Here is a 12728-nt window from a genome sequence, read left to right as displayed (position 1 = left end):
CGCGAGCCGTGGGTCGGTGCAGGCGATCCATCGGGCGGTGCGGCTATGGGACAGGCGCACGACCCTAACCGCTTTTCGCGCACGCCGGCATCGGGCACACCGGCCGGCGTGATCGAGGAAGCGGACATCGTCGTCGTCGGGGGCGGATCGGGCGGTGCCGCGGTCGCGGGGCGTCTGGCCGAAAGCCCGGGGCGGACCGTCGTGGTGATCGACCCCGGCGGCCGTAACACCGGCTGGCGCACCAAGATGCCCGGCGCGATCCCGTTCCAGACCCCGGCGACCAACTGGGGCTATCAGACGGTGCCGCAGCGCGGACTGAACGGTCGCCGCGGCTACCAGCCCCGCGGGCGCGGGCTCGGCGGGTCGAGTGCGATCAACGCGATGCTCTACGTCCGCGGGCACCCGTCTGACTACGACGGCTGGGCGACCCTCGGCTGCCACGGCTGGGCGTATGACGATGTGCTGCCGTGGTTTCGGCGGGCGGAAGCGAACACGCGCGGCGCCGACGCCTGGCATGGCGGCGACGGGCCGCTGTGGGTCAGCGATCAGCAGCACGTCCATCCCGCCTCGCGCGCCTTCATCGACGCTGCCGCGAGTCTGCAGATCCCGGTCAATCCCGACTTCAACGGTGCCACCCAGGATGGCGTCGGTCTGTATCAGGTGACCCAGAAGGCCGGCGAACGCTGGACCAGCGCCCGCGCCTACCTCTCGCCGCGTCCGAACCTGCACGTCCTGACCGGCACGTTGGTCGAGCGGGTGCTGTTCGAGGATGGTCGCGCCTGGGGCGTCGCCTGTCTTCGGGGCGGCCAGCGCCACATCATCCGCGCCCGCGGCGGCGTGGTGCTGGCGGGCGGGGCCTTCGCGACCCCGCAGCTGCTGATGCTGTCGGGGATCGGGCCGGCGCGGCACCTGGTCGACCACGGTATCGCGGTGCGGATCGATCGGGCGGGGGTCGGGGCCGATCTGCAGGACCATATCGATTATGTCGCGACCTTCGAGTGCGATGCCCCGGGCCTCCTCGGCCGATCGGCGAGAGGGTCGGTCGCGGCGCTGGCCGGCATGGCGCGGTGGTTCGGCAATCGCACGGGGCCGATGACCACGCCCTTTGCGGAGGCCGGGGGCTTCGTCGCGACCCTGCCCGGCCTGGCAGCGCCCGACGTGCAATATCATTTCGTCATCTCGATGGTCGAGGATCACGGCCGCGCCAAGCTGAACGGGCATGGCTACAGCTGCCACGTCTGCGTGTTGCGGCCCGAAAGTCGTGGCACGGTGCGACTGGCAGATGGCGACGCCCGGAGCGCGCCTCTGATCGATCCGGCGTTCCTGACCGCACCCGCCGACGTCGCCACGCTGATGCGCGGCGTCCGCGCGATGTATCGTATCCTGACGGCGCCGGCGCTGCGGGCGCTGAACGGCCGCGACCGCAACGCGATCGACCTCGCCGATGATCTTGCACTCGAGCGATTGATCCGGGCGCGCGCCGACACGGTCTATCATCCGGTCGGTACCGCCCGGATGGGGTCGGACGCTGCCGCCGTCTGCTCACCGCGGCTGGCGGTGCGCGGTATCGAACGATTGTGGATCGCCGATGCGTCGGTCATGCCTCGACTGATCGGCGGCAATACCAACGCCCCGACGATCATGATCGGTGAACGCTGCGCCGATTTCATCGCCACGGACCTTCGCTGACCGGACCGGCGTTGTCCCTTCGTTGAAGGAGACGATGCGATGATCAACGACCCCGAGAAGACGGAAAAGCCCCGGCCGGAACAGGACGAGAGCGAGATGGAAGCCGTGCAGGAAGAAGCCGCGCACGAGCGCGAAGAGGACCGCGGCTATCAGTGAGCCAAAAAAAGGGCCGGTAGCTTCGCAGCCACCGGCCCAGTCGTCCGCAGGAGGAACCTGGATTAATAGTTGTAGGCGCGCTCGCCATGCTCGCCGAGGTCGAGGCCTTCGCGCTCGACGTCCGCGGTGACGCGACCGCCGGTCACGGCCTTGGCGGCGAAGAAGGCGATGGCAGTGCCGACCGCAGCCCAGACGATCGTCGTGCCGACCGCGAGCAGCTGGACGACCAGCTTGGCGCCGATCTCGTAATCCGCAGCCCCCGGCCCGCCGAGCGAGGGGGCGTAGACGACCGCGGTGCCGATCGCGCCGACGATGCCGCCGACGCCGTGGATGCCGAACGCATCCAAGCTGTCGTCATAGCCGAGCTTGGGCTTCACAACGGTGACCGCATAGAAGCAGATGATCGAGGCGACGGCGCCGAGCACGATCGCGCCGAACGGACCCGAATTGCCCGCGGCCGGCGTGACGGCGACCAGGCCGGCGATGATGCCCGAGCAGAAACCGAGCGCCGAACCCTTGTGACCGTGCAGGCGCTCCGCGAGCATCCAGAACAGGCCGGCGCTGGCGGTTGCGACGAGCGTGTTGATCATCGCCAGCGCTGCCGACCCGTTGGCTTCGAGCGCGGAGCCCGCGTTGAAGCCGAACCAGCCGACCCACAGCAGGCCCGTGCCGACCATCGTCAGCGTCAGCGAATGCGGAGCCATCCGCTCCTGCGGGAAGCCGATGCGCTTGCCCAGCAGCAGAGCGGCCACCAGCGCAGAGACGCCCGCGTTGATGTGCACAACGGTGCCGCCGGCGAAGTCCAGCGCGCCCATGTCGAAGAACAGGCCGCCGGCCGCCCAGACCATGTGGGCGACGGGGAAATAGACGATCGTCAGCCAGACGGCGGCGAACAGCATCACCGCGCTGAACTTGATGCGCTCGATCACCGACCCCAGTACCAGCGCGATGGTGATCGCGGCGAAGGTCATCTGGAAGCAGACGAACACATATTCGGGGATCTCGACCCCCTTGGTGAAGGTCGCCGCCTGCGACGCGGGCGTGATGCCGGCGAGGAACGCCTTGCCGAAGCCCGACAGGAATTTGCCCGCCGACCCGTCGAGGTTGGGACCGAACGCCAGCGAATAGCCATACATGACCCAGAGCAGCATCGCGAGGCACGCGACGGCGCCGATCTGGGTCATCACCGACAGCATGTTCTTGGTGCGGGCAAGGCCGCCATAGAACAGCGCCAGGCCCGGCAGGATCATCATCAGGACGAGAACGGTCGACGTCATCATCCAGGCGGTGTCACCCTTGTCCACCGTAGCGGCGACCGGGGCAGCGGCGAGCGCGGGGCTCGCCAGCAATGCAGTGGCGCCCAGCGCCGCGGCGGTCTTGAACATGGTCTTCATCGCGTCCCCCCTCACAGCGCGGTCTGGTCGGTTTCGCCGGTGCGGATGCGCACCGCCTGGCCCACGTCGAGCACGAAGATCTTGCCGTCGCCGATCGCGCCGGTGTTGGCCGCGGCCTGGATCGCCTCGATCGCGCCCGGCGCGACGTCGGAGGCGCAGACGACCTCGATCTTGATCTTAGGCACCATGTTGGTGCTGTATTCCGCACCGCGGTAGATTTCGGTCTGGCCCTTCTGGCGGCCGAACCCCTTCACCTCGGTCACGGTCATCCCCGCCACGCCGATTTCGGTCAGCGCCTCGCGCACCTCGTCGAGCTTGAACGGTTTGATGATGGCGATGATCAGCTTCATGCGCGCCCCCTTCGCAGTTCCGGGGATCAGCTTCGCAAGCGGTGTGCCAAAGCGGCAAAGGGTTTGGATTCAGAGTATTAAGATCGGAAGTCCATCGTTACGCTTTGTTAATTTTTGTGCATATGCGAAGAGCGTTGCCTGAAAATCAGGCAGGATCGAGCAAGCGACGCGCTGCGGCGAGATCGTCCTCGCCGACCATTACCCGCACCGGGATCAGCAGCCAGCTTCCGTCGGCGATGCTCGCGCCGCCATCGAACGCGAGCGCGAGGATGCCTTCGCTTTCCAGTCGTCCGACGATGATGGTCGCCAGGTTACGGTCGACCCGGGTCAGTTCGACGAGGGCCATCACGCGGCCGGCGGGATGAAGGTCTGAACGCGCACCGGCAGGCCATCGATGCTGCGGTCGCGGGAGCGATTGACTTCCATTCGCGCAACGGGGTCCTGCTGGGCATGGAATTTGACCAGGGTCTGACGCTCGGCCTGGAGCGTCATTCGCGGCACCCCCCAGCCGCAACTCGTCTGGACGCTGTCGACGCGGATTACGAACACCTGCCGCACGCCGGGCAGCTTCGGAAAACGCTCGGCGAGCGTGGAAAAGCCGTCGTCCTGCGGCAACACCGCAACGCCGTGGCCATAGAGCCGCAGGATCAGCGCCGGATTGTCGAAAGCGCAGAACATGACCGTGATCCGGCCATCCGCCGCCAGATGCGCCTGCGTCTCGTTCCCCGACCCGCCGAGATCGAGATACGCGACGGTGTTCGCATCGATCACCCGGAACGCGTCATAGCCCTTGGGACTGAGGCTGATCCGCGCGCCTTCCGCGGCGGTCGCCACGAAGAACACCGGCTGGCGGGCGATGAAATCGATATGGGCGTTGGTCAGGGCGGGGAAGAATTCGGCCATTGATCGCACCTTTCCTTGCGTATAGTTTATGCGCATGAAGCATGACCCAATCCCGTCCGGCAAGCGCAAGGCAGTTAATCTGTCGATCGATACCGGCATCGTGGCGGCTGCTCGGGCGGTCGGGGTGAACTTCTCGCGCGTGACCGAAGACGCGCTGCGCATCGCCGTCAAGGTCGAGCACGAGCGACGATGGCGTGAAGATAATAAGGCGGCCATAGCTGCCTTTGACGAATGGTACAGACGCGACGGTGATCCATTGGCTGGACTGCGTGTTCGCTAGTGGCGCAATTTGACGTTTGCCGTATCCGCGGTGGCGGTTTGGTGATCGATTGCCAAGCCAACCTCCTCGATAGCTTGCCGACCCGCTTCGTCGTTCCCCTGCGACCTGCCGATGCCAGTGTCATGCAACGGCTGACGCCGGTCTTTACGATCGATGGGCGCGATTATGCGATGTTCACGCCTCTCGCGGGGGCCATCGACGTTCGCGATATAGAAGCGATCATCGAGTCCTTGTTACCGCACGAATATGCGATCAAGTCCGCCTTCGACATGCAGATCTCGGGTTACTGACGACCCTCACCCCGTCCCGCCGACAGTCAGTCCGTCCACCAGCAGCGTCGGCTGCCCGACGCCCGCCGGGACGCTCTGCCCGCCCTTCCCGCACATGCCGATACCTTCGTCCAGCGCCATGTCGTTACCGATGCCGCGCACGCGGGTCAGGACCGACGGGCCGTCGCCGATCAGCGTCGCGCCCTTGATCGGCGCGCCGAGCCGGCCGTTTTCGATGCGATAGGCCTCGGTGCAGCTGAAGACGAACTTGCCCGACACGATGTCGACCTGACCACCGCCGAACGACTTGGCGAAGATGCCGGTCTTGACGCGGCTGAGAAGCTCGGCCGGATCGTCCTGGCCGCCGCGCATGAAAGTGTTGGTCATCCGCGGCATCGGCGCATGCGCGAAGCTCTCGCGTCGGCCGTTGCCGGTCGGGGCGACGCCCATGAGCCGCGCGTTGAGGCGGTCCTGGATATAGCCCTTCAGAATGCCGTCCTCGATCAGGATATTTTCCTGCGTCGGCGTGCCTTCGTCATCGATGCTGAGCGACCCGCGGCGGTCGTGGATCGATCCGTCGTCGACCACCGTCACGCCGGGCGCTGCCACCCGTTCGCCGATGCGCCCGGAGAAGGCCGACGATCCCTTGCGATTGAAATCGCCCTCCAGACCATGCCCGATCGCTTCGTGCAGCAGGACACCGGGCCAGCCCGGCCCGAGCAACACGGTGAACTCGCCCGCGGGCGCGGCGACGGAATCGAGATTGACCAGTGCCTGCGCCAGCGCCTCGTCGATCGCGCGGTTCCATGTCGCAGGCTCGAGCAGGCGGTCGTAAGTCGTACGCCCGCCGGTGCCGAAGCTGCCCGTCTCGCGGCGCCCGTTCGCCTCGACAACGATCGTCACGTTCAGCCGTACCAGCGGCCGCACGTCGGTTGCGACAAAGCCGTCGGCACGGACGATCTCGACCACGCTCCACGACCCGAGCAGCGACACCGAAACCTGCGCTACTCGCGGGTCACGCGCCCGCGCGGCGGCGTCGATCGTCTGGCAGAGGTTCACCTTGTCGGCGAACGGCACCAGATCGAGCGGATCGGCGTCGGTATAGAGGTGTCGGTTCGTCTTCGGCGGCGGGCCGGGGCGGGGCCCGACCGCAGGATCGATCAGCGCCATTGTCTCGCCGGCGCGGCGGATCGCGGCTTCCGACAGTTCGTTGGCGTGCGCGAAAGCCGTCGTTTCCCCCGAAACCGCGCGCAGACCAAACCCGGCGTGCGTGTCGTAGCTCGCGGTTTTCAGCCGCCCGTCATCGAATCCGAACGCTTCCGACTTGCGATACTGCAGGTACAGTTCGCCGTCATCGGCGCGCGCGAGCGTATCGGCGGTCAACGCTTGCGCGGTATCGGGGTCCAGGCCCGAACGGTAGAGAAACTGGCGGGGGTCGGTGGGAGCGTTCATGCAGGGAATATAGGGTGTCGCCCGCGCAAGTCACCGTATCTGCGTGACCGACAGGCTTCCGCCCGGCAGCGGACGGCACAGCTCGGCGCTCGGGACAGCGGGGTCGAGCCACTGGGTCCAATCGTCGCGCCCCAGCACGACCACCTGCCGGTCGTGATACGGGGCGATATCGGGGCCGGGCGGGCAGGTCAGCATCGACCACGCTTCGCCCACCGCCGGATCGCTGCGCCAGATGCCCGCGATGCAGAACCAGCCGTGTCCGGTCAGCGTGAAGGCCCATTTCGACTTGGGCTGTCGGCCCGTGATCCCAGGATCCTTCGGCGGATCGGTGAACTCGAAGAAGCCGTCGACCGGAATCAGGCAGCGCCCGCTGTCGATCCGGCGGCCGTCGGATCGGAAATTATAGACTGGCCGCCCGCCCGGCGCCGGCCAGCTCCAGCGGCGCACAACCAGTTCGGGTGTGCCGCTGTCGGTGCGGCGAATGATCGGCGCACGATCGGTAATGCGGATCGACGGTTGCTCGCCGATGTTGGGAAGGCCTTCGGGAAAGACGAGCGGAATGCGCGTCTCGCCCCAGTCGCGCGCGATTTCTCCGATCTGGGTGCGGCGATAGGCTTCGTTGCACATGACGAAGCCCGCCCCCGATCAGTTGCTCGCGCCCTCGGAAATATCGGGCAGCGTCGCCTGATCGACCCCATCGGCCGGGCCGCCGATCAGCACGAAGCGCCGGTCGCAATAGCCGCAGTCGACATAACCATGCTCGTCGATCTGCAACCACACCCGCGGATGGCCAAGCGCGGCCGGCAGGCCATCATGAGCGCCGTCGCAGGCGACGCGGGCGGTGGTGACGCGGGTGATTTCGGGCGGGGCGATCATGGAAGGTGCGATAGCAATCGCGCGGGCGCCCTTCAATCGGGCATGTGAAGGCGGTAAGGGCACCCCATGACCGAAGCCGCCATCTCGATCCGCGACCTGTGCAAAACCTATGCTGCCGCCGGGTCGGCGGCGCCGAAGCGTGCGCTCGACGGGGTCAGCTTCGACGTACCTCGCGGGCAGATCTTCGGGTTGCTGGGGCCGAATGGGGCGGGCAAGTCGACGCTGATCAATATCCTGGCGGGCCTCGTCAACAAGACCAGCGGGTCGGCGCGCATCTGGGGTTTCGACATCGACGCACATCCGCGCAACGCCAAGGCGTCGATCGGGATCGTCAATCAGGAAATCCTGTTCGATCCGTTCTTCACGCCGGTCGAGACGCTCGAAATCCAGGCCGGGCTGTACGGCGTGCCCAAGGCACAGCGGCGGTCGATGGACCTGCTGCGCGCGGTGCATCTGGAGGACAAGGCGAAGGCCTATGCCCGAACGCTCTCGGGGGGCATGAAGCGTCGACTGATGGTCGCCAAGGCCCTTGTCCACAATCCGCCGGTGCTCGTTCTCGACGAGCCGACCGCGGGCGTCGATATCGAATTGCGCCAGCAACTCTGGGCGTATGTCCGCACGCTCAACGCCGCGGGGACGACGGTGGTGCTGACGACGCATTATCTGGAGGAAGCCGAGGAGCTGTGCGATCGCATTGCGATCATCAACCACGGTCGTCTGGTCGCCAATGAACCGACCCGGGAGCTGGTCGGCCGCGCGCAGGAGAAAGTGGTCGAGGTAACCGTCGACCGCGACATCGCCGCAGTGCCCGAGGCGCGCTGTTTCGAGAAGGTCGAGACGGCGGGACGATTGCTGACGATCACCTATCGCAAAAACGTGGCGAACGCGGGCGAAGTGCTCGCGGCGGTGCAGGCGGACGGCTATGGCATCGTCGATGTGTCGACGAAGGAGCCGGATCTGGAAGACGTGTTCCTAAGCCTCACGCGCCGGGCAGCGGAATAGCAACGCTAATCCGCGTCGCGGCCCGGCGCACGGCCGGCAGGCGCAGCCTGACCGACGACGCGGCTTTGCCGCGGCGCGAACCAAGCATCGATGCGGCGCTAAAGCCTGACTCACTTGGCTTGAATTGCTCGTGCTCCGGCGGAGGCGGGAGCCGTGGACACCGAAGGGCTGTATCTGCCAACGCTCCGGCCTTCGCCGGAGCACAGGCACTTTAAAGGACCTGGATTACGCTCGAACGAAGGCGCTTCGACACGCTCATAACGAACGGGAAAGAGTGACCTCTACCGCCGGTGCCGCGCGAAGAATGACCACATCGCGTCGTTGTCCGCAACCCAGCTATGCCCGCCGCCGACGGTGATCCGCCCCGCTACGTCGGCATCGCCCCGGCAGCCCGAATACAGTTCCTCATACACACCGGCGGCGACCCAGCGCGTCGTCGGCGCCGCAGAACACCCGTTGAGCGCCGCCCAACGCGCCTCGGCGGCGTGCATCGTATATTGCCAATAGCCCGCCCCACCGCCTTGAGTCGGGTTGGTCCGGTCGGCGTCGCCGGCAAAGGCGATGACCGGCATCGGTTTCGCCGGCCGGCAGCTCTTCGTATCGGGCCGGGTCGGATCGTCCTTGCGCGGGTTGCCGGCGCGCAGGCCCACCACCGGCGCGATCGCGGCAAGGCGCGGTGCGGCGACGCAGCCGAGCCACGAGGTCATCCGCCCGCCGCCCGACAGGCCGGTCGCATAAACGCGCGCCTGGTCCGCGCACCCCTGGCTGACGAACCAGTCGATCGCACGGCCGAGATAGGCGACGTCGTCGGCGTCCTGCGGGCCCGGAATGCGACCCGCCACGGTCGGCACGCCGGGAATATTCCAGACGAAGCCCTGGTCGTGGGGGATGCCCGCGTCGGGCGCGGCGACGATGAAGCCATGGCCGTCGGCTGCCTCCGCCAATTTCGAATCGCGCAGCATTGCCGCACCGGTCGAGCCGCTGCCGTGGAGCAGCAGCACGAGCGGAGCAGGTTTGGCAGAGTCGAAGCCGCTGGGCAGGTGGACGGTCATCGCCCGGCCGGTGTCGCCGATGGGCACGCGTTGTGTGGTGCCTGCGGGTCCGATCGCACAGGTCGTTGCGGCGTGCGCGGGAGCGGCCGTACAGACGAGCATCAGGACCAGGAGGACGAGGCGGGGCATGGCGGATTTCTCCGGGTAGAAAAGGACGTCGCTAGCTACGCAAAAGGTGCTGCCGCGAGAACCATCAATTCGCGACGGTACCTCGACGCCCTACGCGCGGCGGCCGGGGTGGTGAGCGTCAGTGGTTCGAATGCCGCACCAGCGTTACGAAGCTATACCCGTCGCAATCCTCCCGCGCTGTCTCACGCCAACCTTCAAATGGCGGCACGATCGCATCGCCTTCGGGGGCGGCATGGACTTCGGTGAGCTCGATCCGCGTCGCCTTTGGCTGAAACAGCGCAAAGATCTGTGCCCCGCCGATCACCGCCACTTCGGGCACGTCCCCGGCCAGCGCCAGCGCGTCGTCGGGCGTATGGGCGACCTCCGCGCCGTCCGCCGACCAGTCGGACGCGCGCGTCAGGACGATGTGGCGACGGCCGGGCAGCGGGGCAGGAAAGCTCTCGAAGGTCTTGCGACCCATCACCATCGGCTTGCCCATCGTCATCGCCTTGAACCGCTTCAGGTCCGCCGGGATGCGCCACGGCAGGTCGCCATCGATACCGATCACGCCGTTCTCCGCACGGGCAAGGTAGAAGACGATCTCGGTCATGCGATCAGCCCCTTCAGCCTGTAAAGCGCATCGAGCGCCTCGCGCGGCGACAGCGCGTCGACGTCGAGCGCGCCGAGTTCCGCGCGCAGTTCATCGACCACCTCTTCCTCGGCCTGCGCAGCGGCGGCGAACAGCGGCAGGTCGTCGAGCCCTGCCGCGATCCCGCCGGTCTTGGCGCGCCCGGCCTCCAGCTTGTCGAGCACCGCTTTGGCGCGCTTGATCGTGACCGGGGGCAGACCGGCCAGGCGCGCCACGGCGAGACCATAGCTGCGGTCGGCCGGCCCTTCGGCGACTTCGTGCAGCAGGACAAGATCGCCCTTCCACTCGCGCGCGCGGACGTGGTGGAGGGTCAGGGCATCGCAGCGCTCGGCGAGGCGCGTCAGCTCGTGATAATGCGTCGCGAACAGGCAGCGGCAGCGGTTGTCCTCGTGAATCGCTTCGACCACCGCCCAGGCGATCGCCAAGCCGTCATAGGTGCTGGTGCCGCGGCCGACCTCGTCGAGAATGACGAAACTGCGCGGTGTCGCTTGCGCCAGGATCGCGGCGGTTTCGACCATCTCGACCATGAAGGTCGATCGCCCGCGCGCGAGATTGTCCGACGCCCCGACGCGGCTGAACAGGCGATCCACCAGGCCAAGCGTGGCTCTGGTCGCGGGCACGAAGCTGCCGGCCTGGGCGAGGACGGCGATCAGCGCATTCTGGCGCAGGAAGGTCGATTTGCCGCCCATGTTGGGCCCGGTGACCAGCCACAAGCGCGAGGATTCGGAGAGTTTGCAATCGTTGGCGACGAAGCGCCCGCCCGATTTGGCGACCGCGCTCTCGACGACGGGGTGGCGACCGCCCTCGACCTCGAAACAGGCGTGGTCGACCAGCGTGGGCCGGGCCCAGCCCCCTTCGGCTGCGCGTTCGGCAAGCCCCGCCGCGACGTCGATCCTTGCGAGCGCGTCGGCGGTACGCGCTACGCCTTCGCGATCGGTAAGCGCGGCGGCGGTGAGTTCTTCGAGATGCGCAGCCTCGGCGGCGAGCGCATGGGCCCCGGCCTGGCTGACCCGAATCGCGACGTCATGGAGTTCGGGGGCGTTGAAGCGGACCACGCCCGCCAGCGTCTGGCGATGGGTAAAGCCGCTGCCCTCGGCCATCAGCGGGTCGGCCGACCGCGCAGGCACTTCGATATGATAGCCGAGCACGCCGTTGTGGCGGATCTTCAGCGCGGCGATGCCCGTGCTGGTGCGGTATTGCGCCTCCAGCGCGGCAATCGCCCGGCGTCCGCCCGCGCCCGCATTGCGCAGGTCGTCGAGGGCGGCGTCATAGCCAGCCGCGATATAGCCGCCCTGTGCGGCGTCGACCGGTGGGCTCGGCACCAGTGCGCGTTGCAGCAGGTCGATCAGCGCGCCGTGACCGCGCAGCGAGGGGGCCAGCTGGCGGAGCAGGTCGGGCGCGTCGGGCAGCGTGTCGAGGCTTTCGCCCAGCCGCCACGCCCCGTCGAGGCCATCGCGCAGCTGCCCGAGATCGCGGGGACTACCCCGCCCCGCGGCGAGGCGGCCGAGTGCGCGGCCGATGTCCGGCAAGGCGCGCAGTGCCCCCCGCACCCGGTCACGCGCGCCGGCATCGTCATGAAACCACGCGACCGTCGCCAGCCGGGCCTCGATCGCGGTGCGATCCATCAACGGCGCGGCGAGGTCCTGGCCCAGCAAACGCGCGCCGGCGCCGGTGACGGTGCGATCGACCGCGTCGAGCAGCGATCCGGCCCGCGCGCCGCCTTGAGCCTGGCAGATTTCCAGACTCTCGCGCGTGGCGGCGTCGATCGCCATCGTCGCGGTCGACTGGACGACACGCGGCGGGCGCAGGAAGGGCAGCGCGCCTTTGGCGGTGTGATCGAGGTACGCCACCAGCCCGCCCGCCGCGGCGAGGCCTGCGCGACCGATTGTCCCGAACCCGTCGAGCGTCGCGACGCCGTGCAGCGTCTTCAACCGTTCCTCGCCGCGCGCGCTGTCGAAGTCGTGTTTGGGCCGATGCCCGGTGGCGGGTGCGTCCGATCCTTCGGCCGCGATCACCTCCGCCGCACCCAGCCGGGCGAGATCGGCCGACAGGTTCGCGCGGTCGCTTTCGATGACCACGAAGTCGCCGGTCGAGATATCCGCCGCGGCAATCGCGAAACCGCCACCCGCTTCGCCCACCGCCGCGCACCAGTTGGCGGCGCGAGAATCGAGCAGGGCTTCCTCGGTCAGCGTACCGGCGGTGACGACGCGCACGATCGCGCGCCCGACCAGCGCCTTCGACCCGCGCGCCTTCTTGGCCTGTTCGGGCGTTTCGGTCTGTTCGGCGATGGCGACGCGGTGGCCGGCCTTGATCAGCCGCTGGAGGTACGCGGTCGCGGCATGCACGGGCACGCCGCACATCGGGATCGGCTGTCCGACATGCTCGCCGCGTGCGGTGAGCGCAATGTCGAGCACGCCACTGGCGATCTTCGCATCGTCGAAGAACAGCTCGAAGAAGTCGCCCATGCGGTAGAACAGCAGGCAATCCTCGGCCTCGGCCTTCAGCGTCAGATACTGCGCCATCATCGGGGTAGGGGCGGCGGTCATGC

At 67.7% G+C, this 12728-nt stretch carries 14 protein-coding genes; 4 read left to right on the top strand and 10 right to left on the bottom strand.

Annotated features, from left to right (window positions below; translation table 11 throughout):
* Positions 1-45: 45 nt before the first annotated feature.
* Complete coding sequence (locus JW805_16765; GenBank protein ID MBN2973661.1) at positions 46-1689, top strand: GMC family oxidoreductase N-terminal domain-containing protein; 1644 nt, start codon at positions 46-48, stop codon at positions 1687-1689.
* A 218-nt stretch (positions 1690-1907) separates the two neighbouring features.
* On the opposite strand, the gene JW805_16760 is transcribed toward JW805_16765, so the two are convergent.
* The 4 genes from JW805_16760 to JW805_16745 form a co-directional block, all read right to left on the bottom strand.
* Positions 1908-3239: an ammonium transporter gene (locus tag JW805_16760; GenBank protein MBN2973660.1), complete on the bottom strand. Its 1332-nt coding sequence runs from the start codon at positions 3237-3239 to the stop codon at positions 1908-1910.
* Between the two features lie 11 nt (positions 3240-3250).
* The gene (locus tag JW805_16755; protein MBN2973659.1) at positions 3251-3589 is read right to left on the bottom strand and encodes a P-II family nitrogen regulator; all 339 of its coding nucleotides are present in this window, start codon (positions 3587-3589) and stop codon (positions 3251-3253) included.
* Between the two features lie 145 nt (positions 3590-3734).
* Positions 3735-3935, bottom strand: a complete 201-nt coding sequence (locus tag JW805_16750; protein MBN2973658.1) for a DUF2007 domain-containing protein — start codon at positions 3933-3935, stop codon at positions 3735-3737.
* Positions 3935-4492 carry a pyridoxamine 5'-phosphate oxidase family protein gene (locus tag JW805_16745; protein ID MBN2973657.1) on the bottom strand — a complete coding sequence of 186 codons (558 nt, stop codon included), beginning with the start codon at positions 4490-4492 and terminating at the stop codon, positions 3935-3937. The genes JW805_16750 and JW805_16745 overlap by 1 nt, the downstream gene beginning before the upstream one ends.
* Before the next feature lie 34 nt (positions 4493-4526).
* Between JW805_16745 and JW805_16740 the strand changes: the two genes are divergently transcribed.
* The gene (locus JW805_16740; protein MBN2973656.1) at positions 4527-4772 is read left to right on the top strand and encodes a type II toxin-antitoxin system CcdA family antitoxin; all 246 of its coding nucleotides are present in this window, start codon (positions 4527-4529) and stop codon (positions 4770-4772) included.
* Positions 4772-5062, top strand: coding sequence for a CcdB family protein (locus JW805_16735; GenBank protein ID MBN2973655.1), 291 nt, complete (start codon positions 4772-4774; stop codon positions 5060-5062). The genes JW805_16740 and JW805_16735 overlap by 1 nt, the downstream gene beginning before the upstream one ends.
* Positions 5063-5068: 6 nt before the next feature.
* Here JW805_16735 and tldD read toward each other — a convergent pair whose 3' ends face one another.
* The 3 genes from tldD to JW805_16720 are packed head-to-tail and all read right to left on the bottom strand — an operon-like array spanning position 5069 to position 7369.
* Positions 5069-6493 (bottom strand): metalloprotease TldD, encoded by a 1425-nt coding sequence (gene tldD / locus JW805_16730; protein ID MBN2973654.1) that lies wholly within the window; start codon positions 6491-6493, stop codon positions 5069-5071.
* Between the two features lie 30 nt (positions 6494-6523).
* The gene (locus JW805_16725) at positions 6524-7120 is read right to left on the bottom strand and encodes an SOS response-associated peptidase (protein ID MBN2973653.1); all 597 of its coding nucleotides are present in this window, start codon (positions 7118-7120) and stop codon (positions 6524-6526) included.
* Between the two features lie 18 nt (positions 7121-7138).
* Positions 7139-7369 carry a zinc-finger domain-containing protein gene (locus JW805_16720; GenBank protein MBN2973652.1) on the bottom strand — a complete coding sequence of 77 codons (231 nt, stop codon included), beginning with the start codon at positions 7367-7369 and terminating at the stop codon, positions 7139-7141.
* Positions 7370-7435: 66 nt separating this feature from the next.
* Here JW805_16720 and JW805_16715 point away from each other — a divergent pair, with 66 nt between their 5' ends.
* Positions 7436-8371 (top strand): ABC transporter ATP-binding protein, encoded by a 936-nt coding sequence (locus JW805_16715; protein ID MBN2973651.1) that lies wholly within the window; start codon positions 7436-7438, stop codon positions 8369-8371.
* 281 nt (positions 8372-8652) lie between these two features.
* On the opposite strand, the gene JW805_16710 is transcribed toward JW805_16715, so the two are convergent.
* The 3 genes from JW805_16710 to mutS form a co-directional block, all read right to left on the bottom strand.
* Positions 8653-9552 (bottom strand): hypothetical protein, encoded by a 900-nt coding sequence (locus tag JW805_16710; protein ID MBN2973650.1) that lies wholly within the window; start codon positions 9550-9552, stop codon positions 8653-8655.
* A 118-nt stretch (positions 9553-9670) separates the two neighbouring features.
* On the bottom strand, positions 9671-10141 hold the full coding sequence (locus JW805_16705; protein ID MBN2973649.1) for a dihydrofolate reductase: 471 nt from the start codon (positions 10139-10141) through the stop codon (positions 9671-9673).
* Positions 10138-12726: a DNA mismatch repair protein MutS gene (gene mutS, locus JW805_16700; GenBank protein MBN2973648.1), complete on the bottom strand. Its 2589-nt coding sequence runs from the start codon at positions 12724-12726 to the stop codon at positions 10138-10140. The genes JW805_16705 and mutS overlap by 4 nt, the downstream gene beginning before the upstream one ends.
* Positions 12727-12728: the final 2 nt, after the last annotated feature.

Origin of the sequence: Roseomonas aeriglobus (assembly GCA_016937575.1) — a bacterium.
GTDB lineage: Bacteria > Pseudomonadota > Alphaproteobacteria > Sphingomonadales > Sphingomonadaceae > Sphingomonas > Sphingomonas aerigloba.
The sequence above is the reverse complement of the archived record's forward strand: the minus strand, read 5'-3'. Positions and strand labels throughout refer to the sequence as shown.